This window comes from Trinickia sp. NRRL B-1857 (assembly GCF_050470685.1).
Taxonomy (GTDB): domain Bacteria; phylum Pseudomonadota; class Gammaproteobacteria; order Burkholderiales; family Burkholderiaceae; genus Trinickia.
Genome location: NZ_JBFLUK010000001.1, coordinates 795,743 through 813,264 on the forward strand (window position 1 = coordinate 795,743; position 17,522 = coordinate 813,264).

Annotated in this window: 12 protein-coding genes; 8 read left to right on the forward strand and 4 right to left on the reverse strand. The window is 61.3% G+C overall.

Annotated elements, in window-relative coordinates:
• Positions 1-74: 74 nt before the first annotated feature.
• Positions 75-212 (reverse strand): hypothetical protein, encoded by a 138-nt coding sequence (locus AB1286_RS03560; protein WP_430361966.1) that lies wholly within the window; start codon positions 210-212, stop codon positions 75-77.
• Positions 213-573: 361 nt separating this feature from the next.
• Between AB1286_RS03560 and AB1286_RS03565 the strand changes: the two genes are divergently transcribed.
• From AB1286_RS03565 to AB1286_RS03575, 3 genes are read left to right on the forward strand one after another with little or no spacing between them, the layout of a single operon-like run.
• A complete protein-coding gene (locus AB1286_RS03565; RefSeq protein WP_430361967.1) occupies positions 574-2,799 on the forward strand; it encodes a filamentous hemagglutinin N-terminal domain-containing protein in 2,226 nt (741 codons plus the stop codon).
• A gap of 42 nt (positions 2,800-2,841) precedes the next feature.
• The gene (locus tag AB1286_RS03570) at positions 2,842-5,112 is read left to right on the forward strand and encodes a filamentous hemagglutinin N-terminal domain-containing protein (protein WP_430361968.1); all 2,271 of its coding nucleotides are present in this window, start codon (positions 2,842-2,844) and stop codon (positions 5,110-5,112) included.
• A 31-nt stretch (positions 5,113-5,143) separates the two neighbouring features.
• A complete protein-coding gene (locus AB1286_RS03575; RefSeq protein WP_430361969.1) occupies positions 5,144-5,779 on the forward strand; it encodes a biliverdin-producing heme oxygenase in 636 nt (211 codons plus the stop codon).
• On the opposite strand, the gene AB1286_RS03580 is transcribed toward AB1286_RS03575, so the two are convergent.
• Complete coding sequence (locus AB1286_RS03580; RefSeq protein WP_430361970.1) at positions 5,751-6,188, reverse strand: response regulator; 438 nt, start codon at positions 6,186-6,188, stop codon at positions 5,751-5,753. The two genes, AB1286_RS03575 and AB1286_RS03580, sit on opposite strands and share 29 nt — an antisense overlap.
• Complete coding sequence (locus AB1286_RS03585) at positions 6,163-8,577, reverse strand: ATP-binding protein (RefSeq protein WP_430361971.1); 2,415 nt, start codon at positions 8,575-8,577, stop codon at positions 6,163-6,165. Before AB1286_RS03585 ends, AB1286_RS03580 begins: the two co-directional genes overlap by 26 nt.
• Positions 8,578-9,088: 511 nt before the next feature.
• Between AB1286_RS03585 and AB1286_RS03590 the strand changes: the two genes are divergently transcribed.
• A complete protein-coding gene (locus tag AB1286_RS03590; RefSeq protein WP_430361972.1) occupies positions 9,089-10,987 on the forward strand; it encodes an ATP-binding response regulator in 1,899 nt (632 codons plus the stop codon).
• 131 nt (positions 10,988-11,118) lie between these two features.
• Here AB1286_RS03590 and AB1286_RS03595 read toward each other — a convergent pair whose 3' ends face one another.
• On the reverse strand, positions 11,119-12,210 hold the full coding sequence (locus tag AB1286_RS03595) for a 3-deoxy-7-phosphoheptulonate synthase (RefSeq protein ID WP_430361973.1): 1,092 nt from the start codon (positions 12,208-12,210) through the stop codon (positions 11,119-11,121).
• A gap of 834 nt (positions 12,211-13,044) precedes the next feature.
• On the opposite strand from AB1286_RS03595, the gene AB1286_RS03600 reads away from it, so the two are divergent.
• From AB1286_RS03600 to AB1286_RS03615, 4 genes are all read left to right on the forward strand, one after another.
• Positions 13,045-14,127 carry a hypothetical protein gene (locus tag AB1286_RS03600; protein ID WP_430364976.1) on the forward strand — a complete coding sequence of 361 codons (1,083 nt, stop codon included), beginning with the start codon at positions 13,045-13,047 and terminating at the stop codon, positions 14,125-14,127.
• 44 nt (positions 14,128-14,171) lie between these two features.
• Positions 14,172-14,789: a pyridoxal 5'-phosphate synthase gene (locus tag AB1286_RS03605; protein ID WP_430361974.1), complete on the forward strand. Its 618-nt coding sequence runs from the start codon at positions 14,172-14,174 to the stop codon at positions 14,787-14,789.
• A gap of 213 nt (positions 14,790-15,002) precedes the next feature.
• On the forward strand, positions 15,003-15,629 hold the full coding sequence (locus AB1286_RS03610; protein WP_430361976.1) for an isochorismatase family protein: 627 nt from the start codon (positions 15,003-15,005) through the stop codon (positions 15,627-15,629).
• Positions 15,626-17,509 carry an anthranilate synthase family protein gene (locus AB1286_RS03615; RefSeq protein ID WP_430361977.1) on the forward strand — a complete coding sequence of 628 codons (1,884 nt, stop codon included), beginning with the start codon at positions 15,626-15,628 and terminating at the stop codon, positions 17,507-17,509. The genes AB1286_RS03610 and AB1286_RS03615 overlap by 4 nt, the downstream gene beginning before the upstream one ends.
• Positions 17,510-17,522: the final 13 nt, after the last annotated feature.

A 17,522-nucleotide genomic window follows, 5' to 3' on the forward strand; every position in this document is an offset into this window, starting at 1 on the left:
AAATCGTTCCGCATCGGCTGCCGATCCGGGCGAGCAATGAGGGCTGTCGCTAAGCGGCCGCGCAGCGGCCTTCGCTAGAGCGGCCGTTGTTTCGGCGAATCTTGTCCCGTCAGCTCGTTGCGCACCTCGGTGACGCCGTCGGTCGTCAATCCGTCGTCAGTCGACGCAACGACCGTACCCAAGCACAGCGCCCATAGCAACGCGATAGGCATTCACTCGACAAATGGCAGAAAGAATATTGCTCTTTAAAACAAACCGAATTGACGACTATCGAATTTCGATACACCCACGCTAATGAACGGTCAATTTCCAGCGCATACAGAAGGCGAAAATCGATTTTGTCTCAAAAATACGAATTTACGTCCGAAATACCCCCTCGATTGTGACATTTAGCAGTTGATTTCCCGCAAAACAATCATATGATCCTTCAGTCCTTGACCGCGCGCCGATTGCATTGTCTTGCGAGATAGGATCACGACGGAATCGCATTCCGCGCCGGAATATCGACAAAAGACACGGGGCTTCATGAAAACCAATCGAATGACTCATTATTTGGCTCGGCCGAAACAAAGGGTGTCGCTCATCGTAGCCGCGATCGCCGCGCTTTATGGGGCATCGCCGATAGCGAATGCCGGTACGTTGCCAGGCGGGGGGCGTTTCGTCGGCGGTACGGGGACGATCGCCGGCAACGGGACGTCGCTGACGATCAACCAAAGTTCGACGCGCGGCGTGATCGACTGGGATAGTTTTTCGATCGGGCAAGGCAATCGAGTCGTCTTCGATAACGGTAACGGCGCGACGCTCAACCGCGTGACGGGCGGCAATCTTTCGATGATCCTCGGCACGCTCTCCGCGAGCGGAAGCGTCTACCTGATCAATCCCCAAGGGGTCGTCGTAGACTCGAGCGGCAAGATTTCGACCGGAGGCCGATTCGTCGCCACGACGCTCGATACCGATGACACCGCGTTCATGAAAGGCGGCCCGCTGACGCTGACGGGCAACTCCGCTGCGCAAGTCCTGAATCTCGGCCATATCGGCTCGAGCGGAGGCGATGTCTTCCTCATCGCCAACAGCCAAGTGGTCAACCTCGGCGAGATCAGTGCGCCCAAGGGTTCTGTGGAATTGGCCGCGGGGCAAACCGTGCTGCTCCAAGATTCCTCCACCAGCCGTCAAGTCTTCGTGACGACCGGCAGCCGCGGCGGCGTCACCAACGTCGGTGCGATCGACGCGGCCCAGGTCAGCTTGCAAGCAGCCGACGGCAACGTCTTTGCCTTGAGCGGCAATCATTCGGCCATCCGCGCGACCGGTACCGCTACGCGCGACGGCCACGTCTGGCTCGTCGCCGATACGGGCGCCGTGGACATGGAAGGCACGTTCAGCGCGAAGAACGCGGACGGTACCGGCGGTACCGTCGATACTGTCGCCGGTACCTTCGTGCCCGACGGCATCGGCGCCACCGTGCAAGCCGGCAAGTGGAATCTCGCTACGCAGAGCTTGACGCTTTCGCAACCGATCGCCGCGACGCTCACGAATAGTCTCGGCACGGGTACTTCGGTGAACGTCAATACGACGCAAGGCAATATCGATGTCGCCGCCGACCTCGGCTGGTCCGGCAACGCGTCGCTCACGCTTGGCGCCTATGGTTCCGTCTCGGTCGATAACGGCGTGACGATTCGCAATCAAGGCGCAGGCAACCTGACGCTGCGCGCCGATGCGAGCGGCATCGACAACGGCAGCTCCGTGACCAACAACGGGACACTGGACTGGTCTGCAAGCACGGGCATCACGCGTGCGCTCTACGACATGAACGGCACCTACACCGCCGGCACGCAATTGGCGAATGCCGCGTGGACACCTCCGGACGGCAGCGGACTCGTGACGCAGATGACGGGCTATAAGCTCGTGAATACGTACGCCGATCTGCAAAACGTCTCGCAAGATTTGAAGGCTAACTACGCGCTCGGAAAAGATATCAATGCGACCGGCGGCCAGTTCACGCCGCTCGGCAACGCAACCACGCCCTTCACCGGCCAATTCGACGGCATGGGTCATACGATCGATCAACTCACCATCTATCCGATCGTGAGTAGTCAACCCTACGAACAGCCGCCCGGCCCGACGGGTCTTTTCGGCGTCATCGGCACGGCGGGCGTGGCCCGCGACTTGAACATCACGAACGGCAACGCGGACCCGATCAACTTCACCTATACATGGTCGCAAGCCGGCCTGCTCGCCGGCATCAACCAAGGCCATATCGCGAACGTCTTCGTGAGCGGTCAAGTAGGTACTGCCGACGCGGTTCAAATCGGTGGGCTGGTGGGTCTTAACCAAGGCTTCATCGAGCGCTCCGCCTCGGCCGCCTACGTTAGCGGCGGAACGAGCTATATCGGCGGGCTCGTCGGGCAGAACGAGGGCACGATTTCGCAGTGTTACGAGACCGGCGCCGTCTCGGGCGCGCCTCATCCGACACTGCCGGCAGGCCTCGTCGGCGTCAACACAGGAACGATCAAGCAGTCGTTCGTCGCGGGTCCGCTTTCTGGCGATTGGCAGGCCGCGCCCGGGGCCATCGCGGGCGACAATACCGGCACTATCGCGGCCGACAACTACTGGAACGTCGAAACCACCGGTGTGGCGGTCGGGGGATACGTGCCGCAAGCCAATGGCCTCACCACGGCGCAGATGAGCCAGGCATCGAGTTTCGCGGGCTGGGATTTCGGCCCGAACGGCGCTTGGGTCATGCCGGCCGGTGCGACGCATCCCGTCCTGCGGTGGCAAACGGACGGCGTACCGAATCAGTAACCGTGATCGTCGCAGCACAATTCAATAAATATAAACAGCCTCATGAAACTGATTCAAGTCCGTCCTACTCTCTTCAAACGTAAGCGCCTCGCTTCGCTTGTCCCCGTTGCAATCGCCATCGTCTACGGCGGATCGTCTTCGGCTCACGCCGGCGCGCTGCCGAACGCTGGCCATTTCGTCGCCGGAAGCGGCACGATCGCCGGCAACGGAACGTCTCTAACGATCGACCAGAGCTCGTCGCGCGGCGTGATCGATTGGAAAAGCTTTTCGATCGGCGCAGGCAATCGCGTCACGTTCAACAACGGCAACGGCGCGACGCTTAACCGCGTAACGGGCGGTGACCTTTCGATGATTCTGGGGTCGCTCGCGGCCAGCGGCAGCGTCTACCTCGTCAATCCGCAAGGCATCGTCGTCGGCCCGAGCGGCACCATCGCGACAGGAGGCCGCTTCGTTGCCGCAACGCTCGATGCGAGCGATGGTGCGTTCATGAAAGGCGGCCCGTTGACCCTGACGGGCAACTCGGATGCGGTCGTCGTCAATCTCGGCCACATCGGATCGAGCGGCGGTGATGTGTTCTTGATCGCGCACGACCAAGTCCTCAACTTGGGACAAGTGTCGGCGCCGAAAGGCTCCGCCGAGCTAGCCGCAGGCCAGAGCGTGTTGCTTCAGGATTCGTCCACGAGCCGGCAAGTGTTCGTGAAAGCCGGCAGCCGCGGAACCGTCACGAACATCGGCTCACTCGATGCGGCGCAAATCAGTTTGCAAGCGGCCGACGGCAACGTGTTCGCCTTGAGCGGCAATCATTCCGCGATTCGCGCAACCGGCACCGCCAAGCGCGACGGCCACGTTTGGCTCGTTGCCGATAAAGGCACCGTGGACATGGAGGCATCGGTCAGCGCGAAAAACGCCGACGGTATGGGAGGTATCGTCGATACCGTCGCCGGGACGTTCGCTCCCGATCAGCTCGGTTCGACCGTGCGAGCCGCGAAATGGAATATCGCCACGGCGCGCTTGACGGTCACGCAGCAGATCGGTGCGACGCTCGCGAACAGTCTGAACGCGGGCACCTCGGTCAACGTCGACACCGCACAGGGCAATATCGAGGTCGGCACGAATCTGCGCTGGACAGGCAATGCCTCGCTCACGCTCGGCGCTTACGGCTCGGTCGCCGTCGACAAAGGCGTGACGATTCGCAATCAGGGCGGCGGCAACCTCATGCTGCGCGCCGATGTCTCCGGCATCGACAACCAGGGCTCCGTCATCAACAACGGCACGCTCGATTGGTCCGCTAGCACGGGTATCGTCGGTGCGTTGTACGACATGAACGGCAGATACGCGCCGGGCACCCTGCTCGCCAATAAGGCATGGACGCCGGCGGCGGGCAGCGGGCTCGTCACGCAGATCACCGGATACAAGCTCGTCAATTCCTTCGGCGATTTGCAGCGCGTCTCGCAGAATCTAGCGGGCAACTATGCGCTCGGCAAAGACCTGAACGGCGTCAGCATCACGCCGATCGGCACGCTCGCCACACCGTTTTCCGGTCAATTCGACGGGATGGGGCACACGATCGGCGGTATCAACATCAATGCCGTGTACGGTCAGGCGGACGGCTTGCCCCTGCCGTCAGGACTCTTCGGCGTGATCGGAAGCGCAGGGGTGGTGCGCGATCTGAACGTGTCCGGGTCGTCGCAATGGATCGCGAATTCGACATACACGATGGCGCCGGCCGGACTCGTCGCGGGCATCAACCAAGGGCATATCGCGAACGTCTTCGCGAGCGGGTCGGTGTTCTCGTTCGACGAGATGCAACTGGGCGGTCTCGTCGGACGAAACACGGGCCTCATCGAGCGTTCCGGCGCCAGCGTCAATGTCACGGGGCGTGAAAGCTATATGGGCGGTCTCGTCGGCCAGAACGACGGCACGATTTCTCAATGCTATTCGACGGGCACAGTACAAGGGATGATGCATCCGTCGGTGCCCGCCGGTTTGGTCGGCGTCAACACCGGCACGATCAAGCAGTCGTTCGCCACAGGCCAGGTCTCGGGGGATTGGCAAGTCACGCCCTACATCGGCGCCATCACGAGCGGCAACTCGGGCACAGTGACGTCGGACAACTACTGGAACATCCAGACGACAGGCGTGGCCAACGGCGGCGGCGCACCGGCCGGAAACGGACTGACCACGGCGCAGATGAGCCGCGCGGCGAGCTTCGTCGGATGGGACTTCGGGACAAACGGCGCCTGGGCCATGCCGGCCGGTGCGACGCACCCTGTTCTGCGATGGCAAGTGGCAAACGGGAGCCCTGCGCTATAGTCACGGCTCACTCGATTTGCTAGCCGCCCGCATGACTGACTCGCCTCTCGAAACCGGCCAACGGGCCATCGCTATCCTCGAACCGCTCGAAGCGATACGCGAGGCCACGGGCCGGCGGCACGCTGCGCTCGAGCACGCGATGCCGCTCTCGCGCCAAGATGCGACGCTCGACGATTACGGCGATCATCTGATACTGCTAAAGGCGTGGCTCGTGCCGATCGAAACGTGGCTCGCCGAGTTCGACGACGGCGCGCAGAATCCGTGCATACTCGCGTCGATCGAACGCGCGCCGCTCATCGACGCCGACCTTAGCGAGCCGTCGATGACGCCGGCGCCGGCGATGAAGGCCATCGCGTGGCGCCCTCGTCATACGAGCCAGGCCTATCGTTGGGGCGTGACCTACGTGATCGAGGGCTCGCAACTGGGCGGCAAGGTGCTGGCGAGCCGCTTGGGTGCGCGACTCGCGCCCCATCCGCTGCGCTATCTAGGCGCATCGGGCGCAGCGGTCGGCGCACGGTGGCGAACATTCATCGCCGCGCTGCAAACGGCATTGACCGACGAAAGCCAGATCGAAGAAGCGTGCGACGGCGCGAGCGATGCGTTCGACGCATTGATCGATATCGTGGACGCCTTCCCAATCAACTCGCGTGCGGCGGAGGCTCGTTGAGCACGGCCCAAAACATGCCGAGGTCGTTGATCGCGGCCATGAAGTCGTCGAATTCGACGGGCTTGACGACATAGGCGTTGACGCCGAGATCGTAGCTGCGCAATAGATCTTTTTCCTCCCGCGAGGACGTCAGCATGACGACGGGGATTCGCTTGAGTTTGTCGTCGGCGCGCACGGCGCTGAGCACTTCGTGGCCGTCCATTTTCGGCAGCTTCTTGTCGAGCAAGATCACGGCGGGGTTCTCGTTCAAGCGCGCCGCGTATTGCCCTTCTCTACGCAAGAAATCGAGGGCCTCCACGCCGTCGCGCACCGAGACGACGGGATTGGCGATGCGGCTTCGCTCGAGCGCGATCATCGTCAACTCGATGTCGTTCGGATTGTCTTCAACCAGCAGGATCGGTCTTAACACGGGCGTTTTCCTCTTGTTTCGAATCTTTTAGTACCGGCCTGAAGGGCTGGCCTTGCGAGAGCGCGGCGAGACGCGCGAGCGCATCGCTGGCCGTTTCCTCGTCTTCCACGATCTGCGGTTTGAATATGCGCGGCAGCGAAAAGTACACCGTCGCGCCGCGCCCCACTTCCCCGACCGCCCAAGCCCGGCCGCCATGACGCTCGACGATGCGCCTCACGGTCGCAAGGCCGATCCCGGTACCTTCGAATTCCTCGTAACGATGAAGCCGCTGGAAGACGCCGAAGAGCTTATCGACATAGCGCATATCGAAGCCGATGCCGTTGTCGCGCACGTAAAACACGTCTTGATCGGCCAGCAAACCGTCGCCCGGCTCGCACCCGATCTCGATGACGCTATGACCGCTCTGCTCGCGGCACTCCCCTTCTCGCGTGAATTTCAGCGCGTTGCCGATCAGATTTTGAAACACGACCTTAAGGAGCACGGGATCGGCCACGACTTCGCGCAGGGAGCCGATTTTCCACTCGATGCTCCGGTCCGCCGCATCCTTCGATTCCTCGGCGATCACCGACTCGACGACCGGGCGCAACGCGAATCGCTCCGGATGTAGCGCGGAGCGGCCGGTGCGCGAAAACGCCAGTAGATCGTCGACGAGTCGTCCACCGAAACGCGCCGCGCCGATCACGCGTTCGACGAAATGTCTGCCGCGTTCCGAAAGCCGGTCGCCATCCAACTGATAGAGCAAATCGGCGAAGCCGACGATATGACGTAGCGGCGCGCGAAGATCGTGTGAGACGGTATAGGAAAACCCTTCCAATTCCTGGTTCGCGCGGCCGAGCTGCATCGCGAGTTGCGCAAGCTCTTCGGCACGGCGCAAGACGACGCCTAGCAACGCCGTGCGAAACTCGATCGCGATTTCAAGCTCCGCATGACCCCACGCGGGCGAACGTCCCCTGACGGTCTCGACCCATGCATCGAAACTTTCGCGCGGCGATAACGACGACGACAACGACGCGAGCTTGGCGCGCGGATCGCCTGCCCATTCGATCGTTCGTACGACTTCCGTGCGAAACCAAATGATGTAGTTGCGAAACAGCTTCGAGAACGACAGCACGAGCATACCCGCGTTCTCCGGATCCACGGGCTTGCCCCATGCCGATGCGAGATCGTCTGTCGAGAAGATGTCTTCGCTTTTCGTATCGAGCCACGTGACGAGTTCGTTGACGGTCTCGGCCGACGGTGTCGTACCCACCGTCAACGTGTGCCCGTCGAATACGATCGCGGCGCCGCTTGCGCCCATGAGATCGAGCAACGCCGATGGGTCTTGCGCCAACGCATCGACGAAATTGACCGAGTTCGCCATCGACGCGAGCAGCGCCGACAACCGCGTGCGCAAGGCGAGACGTCGTTGCGCTTCCTCTCGATCCTCCTTCGCCTCCACCTGCAACGACAAGACTTGAGCGATATGTTCGCAGGCGATGCGCACTTCGAACGATGGCATGCGCGGCGTGGCATGGTGGCACGAAATGAGCCCCCAGAGCTTTCCGCGAACGACGATCGACATGGACATCGACGACCATGTGCCCATGTTTTTCATGTACTGCGTATGCAGCGGCGAGACGCTGCGCAACGAAGCATGAGTCAGATCGGTCGGCCTGCCCGTGCTAGGGTGAGCCGGCGGAACCAACCGCGCCGGCGTATAGCCCGCGTCCGCGATCACGCGAATACGGTTGCGCACGTAAAGCGCGCGTGCCTGCTCGGGGATGTCCGACGCCGGAAAATGCTGGCCGAAATACGAGTAGTAGTCCGGTTGCAACGCCTCCGCCAGCACGACGCCGTTACCCTGTTCGTCGAAGCTGTAGACGAGCGTGCGTCCGTAACCGGTAATGCGCTGCACCTCTTGCGCCGCGAGATTGGCGAGTTCGACGACGTTTTGCGCCTTCTGCAAATTGCCGACGAACGTACGCACGAGCGGATACATCGAGAAAAATACGTCGTCCGTGCCACGCGCCCGCTCCAACTCGAGCAACGCCACGCTATCGTATCGGTGGACGACGATCGCAAGCGGCACGCTCTGCGGGAGCGCGGCGCGCCGAGGATGTTCGATCGATCCGACATACAGCGGCACGCCTTCCTCGTGAAGCCCGGCGAGCGCGGTCCTCACCATCGCCGCGGCGGATTCCCCCAGCACGTGCTCCAACGGTGCCCCGACAATGGCGCTCAACGCCATCCCGGTCAGTTCGACGGAATTTTCGCTCGCTTGGACGATCAGACCATCGTCGTCCACGCTAAACAAGAAGCCGTGCGGCTGAATGCCGCCGGGAATGTGAATGGGCTCCTTTGCGCAGTTGGCAATCAAGTCATCGACGCTTTGGGGTGCCGCTGTGGCCATGCATGCTCCGTACACTCAGTCCGTGACACATCAATTGGACGAGCCGCCATGTTGCCAGATTTATTGCCCTTTTGCTCTTCGCGACCGCCCTGCTTTAGAAATAAACGAACAACGTTCTCGGTAGTTTTTTCTCAAATCATAAAGCATTAAATTTACAAGTCGGAATTTAATTCTCATATTAAGAACATGGGACGCGGCAATCGCACGGCGTGCAGCATGGCACGTGCCCGTTCAACGTCGAGCGCGCGACAAGATGCACTTGAGCTAACGGTGCGATCGGCGCTAGTCTTGCATGTTGCCGCAACCCCGATCCCAGGCGCACCGACCGCGCCTAGCGACGGCGCAATGCGAGGTAAGCGTCAGCACGACTGACTTTTCAGGAACCTGCATGCAAGTCTATATGCCCTCTACAACTTCGGAAAACGATTGGGATCCGGGCCCGCTAATTGTTTTCGATCTCGGGTTACGCGTCGTCAGCACAAAGAATATTGAACCGACGCGCTTGGTCGGCATGCATTTGAGCGAAATCGGCGAATCGCTCGATCATCCCGCTTGGCTGCCGAGCGTCGAAAAACTTCATCTGGCGATTGAAGCGGCATTGCATTCGGGGCGGCCGCAATCGGTCGCCGTCGACGCGACGCACTCGGCCCCCTCGGTCACCCTCTACCCGCTCTGGGGCAACGGCGAGCGTGCGATCGCATGTCAAGCGCAGCCGCAACGCAAGCAAGGAGCCGCGCCGAAAGAACATACGACGACCGAGTCGGAGCTGCTCGCCCAGCGCCGTTGGTTCAGCCGTGTGCCGGGCAGTGCCGGCAATCGGCTTCTGCTCGAAACGGCGAGTCGTCTCGAGATGGCCGTTGAGGCAGCCGATATCGGGACGTTCTACGTTCCGCTGCCGATGGGCCGCATCTATTGGAATGCGCAGTGTGCCGCCCACTTCTGGGTACCGCCCGATGCCAGGGTCGACTTCGACCTGTTCTACTCGCGACTCCACCCCGACGATCGCGAGCGGGCCCGCGCAGCCGTGAACGGAGCCGTATACGAGGGCCGCGCCTATGACATCGAATACCGCGTGCTCTCCCCTGAGGGCGAGGTTCGATGGATCCGCGCGAAAGGCGCGGTGCGCCATTCCGCCCAAGGCGTTCCTACGCGCTTCGACGGCATCACGATCGATATCTCGGCCCAAAAGCGAGCCGAGGAGGAACGCGATCGCCTGCTGCAAAACGAAAGACTGCACCGTATCGAAGCCGAGCGCGAGAGCCGGATGAAAGATACGTTCATCGCCACCGCTTCGCACGAGTTGCGCACGCCGCTAAACGCCATTCAAAACTGGATCGAATTGCTCGAGCGCAAGCCCGGCGATCCGTCTTTCGTCAATCAGTGCGTCGTCGTCGTCAAGCGCAATCTCCTCAGTCAAACCCGTCTGTTGAACGACCTCTTGGACGCGAGCCGTATCGCCGCCGGCAAGCTGGAAATGCGAGAGGATCGCGTGAACTTGGCCGACGTCCTGAGCGCGGAGGTGCAGGCCCTGCGCCCGCTCGCCGACCGCAAGGCAGTTCGGGTCGTGGCCGAATGGATGCCGCAAGCGCCTATCCTCGGCGACGAGACGCGGCTTAGGCAGATATTCGGCAACATTCTCGGCAACGCGCTCAAGCACACACCGGCGGGCGGCAGCATTTCCGTCTCGCTCACCTCGCGGCGCGGCGAATTCGCGATCGAGATCGCCGATACGGGGGAAGGCATTCCGCCGCAGTTTCTCGACACGATTTTCGCCTCGTTCGCGCAAGTGGACGGGTCCTCCACGCGCAAGCACGGCGGACTCGGCTTAGGGCTCGCGATCGCACGCAAACTCATCTCGCTGCATAACGGGCGCATCGAAGCGTTCAGCGAGGGATTGGGCAAGGGCGCGACGTTTACGGTCGCGCTGCCGCGACTGGAATACACCGCCGATCAGTGCTCGCACGATTCGAGCAACGACGATTCCGTTGCCGATTCGCGAAACGATTTCAGCGGGCTGAACGTGCTGCTCGTGGAGGACGATCGCGATTCTCTCGAAGGCTTCCGCCTCATGTTGATGGGCTTGGGCGTGGACGTGACCTCCGCGATGTCGGCACAGGAGGCACGAACGGCCCTGGGTCAACGAACGTTCGACGCCATCTTCTCCGATATCTGCATGCCCGAGGAGGACGGCTATCAATTCATGCAGTCGGTCAGAACCGAGGGCGTGACCGTTCCCGCGTTCGCGGTGACGGCACTTGCGCGGGACCAGGACATCCGCCAAGCGGTGGCGGCCGGTTACGACGACCACATTCGCAAACCCGTGGAAAGACTCGCCATCGTGCAAATGCTTGCGCGCATACGCACTCTTGCAAACCCGGCCGTTCAGGTGGGGGCCAAACCGCAGCTTTGATCCCGTCTCTCTCGGCTCTCGCTCGAACCGGCTCGAACCGGCTCGAACCGGCTCGAACCCACGCGAGCCGCGCCGTGGCGCTAGGCGCCTTGGCGCGGCCGGCTCAAGCGCGCGTGCGTCGACAGCGCGCCCTACGCACGCAATTGCTCGCGTTCGAGATTTTCCATGCGAATGCGACGGCGTGCGCGTACCGCGTCGGCCAACGCTTCGAACAGATAGCCGGTATCGTCGAGCGATACGCACGCGTCGGTGATGCTCTGCCCGTACGCGAGGGCGGTACCCGGAACGATGTCTTGCCGACCTTCCTTGATGTTCGATTCGATCATGACGCCGACGATGCGCTCGTCGCCGCCTGCCACTTGATCGGCGACATCGGCACATACGCCCACCTGATTGCGGTACTGCCGGCGGCTATTCGCATGACTGAAGTCGATCATCACGCGCGGCGTGAAATGCGCCGCCGCGACGCGCTTGCAGGCCGCATCCACGCAATGCGCCTCATAGTTCGGCTCGCTGCCGCCACGCAACACCAAGTGCGTATGACGATTGCCCGCCGTGGACAATGCACATAGTTGACCTTGCGCGTCGATCGAGATGAAGCGGTGCGGACGCGACGCTGCCGACATCGCATCGACGGCAACCTGCACGTTGCCGTCCGTGCCGTTCTTGAACCCGACCGGCAGCGGAAGCGCCGACGCCATCTCCCGATGAATTTGCGACTCCACGGTCCGTGCGCCGATTGCGCCCCAAGCAACGAGGTCGCTCAAGTATCGAATCGAAAGCGGATCGAGAAACTCCGTGGCGGCCGGCATCTCGCGATTGTTGATATCGCAGAGCAGCGCGCGCGCGGTATAAAGGCCCACGTCGATCCGATGGCTATTGTCGAGCAACGGATCGTTGACGAGCCCTTTCCATCCCACTGTCGTGCGCGGCTTTTCGAAATACACGCGCATCACGATTTCCAATTCGTCGGCAAAACGGGCCCGCTGTAGCGCGAGCCGGGCGGCGTAGTCGCGCGCAGCGACCGGATCATGCACGGAACACGGCCCTACGATCACCACCAACCGATCGTTCGTACCGTTCAAAATATCGACGATCGCGTTTCTGGTTTTTTGAACGGTATGTAATGCGCGCGGCGTCGTCGGCAGTGCCTCCAGTAACTCTGCCGGGGACGGCAGGCACTGCACGGCGTCATGGTCTGGCGACCACGATATCGATTGCATCGCACTTCCTCCTCTCCGTAAATCGACGGGATGAAACCACGGACGGACTCTATGCAAGCCGCGTGGATTATGCAACTAAGATATCTAGCAGTTCATTCACTTAAAAGAAGAAAAGCGGCGTGAATTCAGCACAAACAAAAAGGGCACGCCTCATCATCGCGTCATTCACAGAACTTTAATATTCATCGCAATGAACATCGCGGTTTTGCACACAATTCGCACTGACGAATGAATCTGCGATGCACGGGCCTCGCCTTCCGACCTCGAGCCAAAAAAACGACGTATTCGCGTAGGAAGCACGCGTGATGAAGCGCGTTTTTTCGTACATAAATCACGATATTACGCAGCGCCTTCGGACTGCCCTACCAGATTTCGCAGCCTCAATTTTGCCGCACCCTCGTGACAAGTGACTGACTCCCAGTCATACTCAGGCTATCATGTACCCAATCCGGTTTGCAACGACTTCGCGCGTAATGAACATCGTGTCATTACTGCGTTCTGCTATCCAATTTCAAAGTGACGAGCTCATTACTACCTTTTCTTGTAGCGATTTTGTCTCGTCAACCGGCATGAAGTCGTCTTTTTGAAACTGATAATTGATGGAAATGACGTTTACTCATATGCATTTCATGAATAGATTTCGCCACTGAAATCCGGGAGATAGGCTGCGCAAATTAGTAGCTGTCAAGTAACGGATATTGACCAAATCGACCATAGCCGAGCACGGCTAACAGCATGCGCCATTCTCATTTCGGAGATCGCAATATGTTGGAGCAAGTGATTGACGAGGACCGTCGCAGCGAAAGGCTGGAACGATCGATAGCTGTGCTCGGCATGCATGCATCGAGTGCCGACCGAATTCGAAAGCTGCATTCGGACGTCGTCGACGTGCTGATCGAGCGCGGTGTCGTCCGTCATTTCGTCCCCAGCGAATTCGGCGGTACGCATGGCTCGTTCTCGAATTTGATGCCGAACATTCGTGCATTGGCAATGCGGTGCACATCCGCGGCCTGGTGCGGTGCGATTTACGCCGTCGCCGCGCGCATGGCAGCCTATTTGCCTAGACATACGCAACAGGAGATTTGGCTCGATGGTCCCGATACGCCTATCTGCGCGTCGTTTCGCGCAACCGGCCATGCGCAGCCCGCCGCCGGCGGATGGGTGCTATCCGGGCAATGGCACTCGTTATCGGGTATCGATTTCGCCGCATGGATGCTGGTCTGCATCGAGCCGAGCGGCGAAGAACGGGCGCCGCGCTATGCGGCCGTGCCGAAGTCGCGGCAAGGCATTCGCGTCATCGACGACTGGCACACGCTCGGCATGCGTGGGACCGGGAGCAAGTCGATCGAACTCGATAACGTTTTCGTGCCCCGGGATAGGACGTTCCTCAAGAGCGAACTTTGGGCAGGACGCTCGTCGCATGCGACGGGGCCTGGCTATCACGTATCGCCCATCGCCGCCGATCCGCATCTGTTCATGGCCGCCGCGCTCGGCGCGTCGATCGCCGCCCTCGGTTACTGGAGCTCGGTGTTCGGAAATACGCCACCGGCCGCGGAGATGGGGGCCGCCTACGCCCGATCGGCGGCGGAAATCGACGCGGCCTACTTGCTCGTTGAACGTGGCTGCGAAACAGCCGATCGCGGTGGCTTGCCGCCCGCGCTCGCCGCGCGCAATGCGCGCGACGCGTCGCTCGCCGCGGAGATGGTGCTGACCGCCGTCAGCCGTCTCTTCAAGCATGGCGGAAGCCAAATGCATTTCGAGCACAGCGCCTTGCAGCGGGTCTGGCGAGATATCCAGACCTTGACCTCGCACGTCGCGCTGCGACCGGATATCAATTTCGGACAGTACGTTCGAAGCGCTTGGACCACGGACCTCATTGGTCACGCGGAATTGAAAACGTCGCGGGAGGCTGCCTGAGCATGCTCGAGCGCCGACCCGACTACGACCCCCAGCGGAGTTCTATGCAAACGACCGACGAAACCCTCATTAGCGAATCGATATTCAAGGATTCGCCCCAAAACCCCATTACGGCTGTGCGCGCCTGGTTTGCTCATGCGATCGCGCAAAACGCATCCGAACCGGGCGCCATGGCGCTCGCCACCGTGAGTGCAGACGGCGTGCCGTCGAGCCGGATGATCCAGGTCCTCGAAGTGAGAGACGAGGGCTTTGTTTTCGCCACGCATGCGCAAAGCCCCAAAGGGCGCGATATCGCCGCGACCGGGTGGGCCTCGGGCGTCTGGTACTGGCGCGAGACCAAGCGGCAAGTCATCGTCACCGGCAAGGTCACGCCGCTAGCCGACGAGGAATCCGACGCGCTGTGGGCGTCGCGCCCTCACGAGTCGCACGCGATGTCGACCGTAAGCCAGCAAAGTGCCCCGCTGGACGACGAGCGTGCGCTGGCCGACGAGATCCAGCTTGCCAGCAAGTCCGACTCGCTGGCCAGGCCGCAAGGATGGCTCGGCTATATCGTGCATCCCACCGCCGTGGAGTTCTGGGAGTTTTCGCCCGACCGCATCTATAAGCGGCTGCGCTATGAAAGCGCCGGCGGCGCGTGGACGAACCATCGACTGCAACCGTAATTGAACCTTCGCTTGTCCTCGCCTCGCGCGAAGGCATCGTGCTTTGCCGGTGCCTTCGCGCCGGCGAGCGAGCTGTGTCAGTGAATAGAACGAGTGCCGCTCGATCGTTTTTCGTCGCCTGTAACGAGCCTCAAAAGGGCGACGAGCAAAACGATGAGAACGGTCGTCGCCTAGGCGGTCGGGCCGGCACTCAAACGAACCTGGGAGAGATCCATGGCAGGCATTCCGACAATCGCCCCTTATCAAGTTCCGGGCACGACGGACGTATGCGCGAACATCGCGGGTTGGCAGCCGAACCCCGAGCGCGCCACGCTGCTCGTGCATGACATGCAGCGCTTTTTCTTGCGCCCGCTACCCGTCGACGCTATTGCGCAACCGCTCGTGCAAAACGTAACGCACCTAGTGACGCGTGCGCGCGAACTCGGCGTGCCCATTGCCTATACGGCTCAACCGGGTGGGATGACGCCGGCCCAACGCGGCCTGCTGAAAGACTTTTGGGGCCCGGGCATGGCTGTGGCGCCTGCCGACCGTGAAATCTCCGGCGCCCTTTCCCCGCGATCGGGCGATTGGATTTTCACCAAGTGGCGCTACAGCGCATTTTTCAACTCCGACTTACTACGCTCGCTACGCGCGGCAGGCCGGGACCAACTAATCATCTGCGGCGTATACGCGCATATCGGCATCCTCGCCACGGCCATCGACGCCTTCTCCAACGACATCGAAACGTTCATCGTGGCCGACGCCGTGGCCGACTTCAATCGCGACGATCACCTGATGGCGCTCAACTACGCCGCGCGCTCGTGCGCGGTGGTGACGAGAACCGAGGAGGTTTGGCAATGAACGATTCGCTCCTTTCCTCGCTTATGGCCGAGCCCGAAAGCGTAGGGCCGTTCGCGCTCATCGTTCGGGGGGACCGCGCGAACGAGCCGATCCTTGAAATCTATACGGGCGAGGCACTGACCTGCTCCCGCCTTGAGGACATTCCGCTGCCGCCGACGGGCCGCGAGGGTCGGTCCGCCATCGCCGTGGTGCCCTATCGGCAACTCGTCGAACGCGGCTATGCGGCCATTGACGATGGCGAACCGCTGCGCGTGATTCGCATCGAGCGCGAGCAACGCGTCCCGCTCGATGCGGCGTTGCGCGCCTGGCCCGATACGCAAATCGACGTTTCGGGCGGCCAATTCGATGTTGAAGACGCCGCATACGCGGAGCAGGTGAAGCGTGTCATCGCCGACGAGATCGGCGCGGGAGAAGGCTCCAACTTCGTCTTGAAGCGCACGTTCCGCGCACGTTTGGACAATTACTCGCTGAGCACGGCATTGACCGCGTTCGGTCGCCTCGTGCGCCGCGAAGTGGGCGCGTACTGGACCTTCCTCGTGCACACGGGCGATCGGACCTGGATCGGCGCGAGCCCCGAACGTCATGTGAGCGTCAAGGCCGGCATCGCAAGCATGAACCCGATCAGCGGTACGTACCGCTATCCGCCGAGCGGCCCGACGCTCAGCGGGATCGTGGAATTCCTCGCGAACAAGAAGGAAACCGACGAACTCTATATGGTCGTCGATGAAGAGCTGAAAATGATGGCGCGTTTTTGCACCGACGGCGCCAAAGTCATGGGGCCTCGATTGAAGGAAATGTCGCGCCTTGCGCATACGGAATACGTATTGGAAGGCGAAACGCAAGCCGACCCGCGCGCGATCCTGAGAGAAACGTTGTTTTCGCCCGCGGTCACCGGCAGCCCGATCGAGAACGCCTGCCGCGTGATCGCAAAGTATGAAGACGGGGGACGCAGCTACTACGCCGGCGTGCTGGCCTTGCTCGGCCGAGACGAAGAAGACCGCGTGGAACTCGACTCGGCCATTTTAATTCGCACGGCCGACATCGACCGGCAAGGCGGGCTGCGCGTCTCGGTCGGCGCAACGATCGTCAGACACTCAGATCCCGACTCGGAAGCCGCGGAAACGCGCGCGAAGGCGCAAGCGGTATTGAACGCGCTGGGTCAAACCACGCAAAACTTCTCGACTCACCCGCTCGTTCGCTCGGCGTTGAACGATCGCAACGTGGGCATTTCGGAATTTTGGCTATCCGATGCCGATAAGCGCGCGAAAGCGATCCCCGGACTCGAAGGGCGCAAGCTGCTGATTATCGATGCGCAAGACGCCTTCACCTCGATGCTCGGTCATCAACTGAGCGCGATGGGGCTGACCGTTTCGCTCGCACGCTTCGACGACGAGCGCGTACGCACCGGCGATTGGGATCTAGCGGTCTTCGGTCCCGGCCCAGGGGATCCGCGTAGCAATACCGATGTGCGCGTGCGTACGCTGCGCAAGGCGCTGTCCGACGCACTCGCCAAGCGCAAGCCGTTTTTCGCGGTCTGCTTGAGTCATCAAATGCTCTGCCTGGAGTTGGGGATGCCGATCGCCCGGCGCAATCAGCCCAATCAGGGCGTGCAACACGAAATCGACTATTTCGGTGCACGCGAGCGTGTGGGTTTTTACAACACCTTTAGCGGGACCTATGGCAGCGACGAGCTTTGGCACGACGGCGAAAAGGTTGAGGTCTGCCGCGACGCACGGACCAACGAAGTGCATGCACTCCGCGGAAAAGGCTTCTCGTCGATTCAATTTCACGCCGAATCGGTATTGACCGAACGAGGGATCGGCATCGTGTCCGAGGCCCTGCTGAGCGTGCTGTCCACGCAGCTTGAATCGGTCCATTGAACCGTTGTTCGCT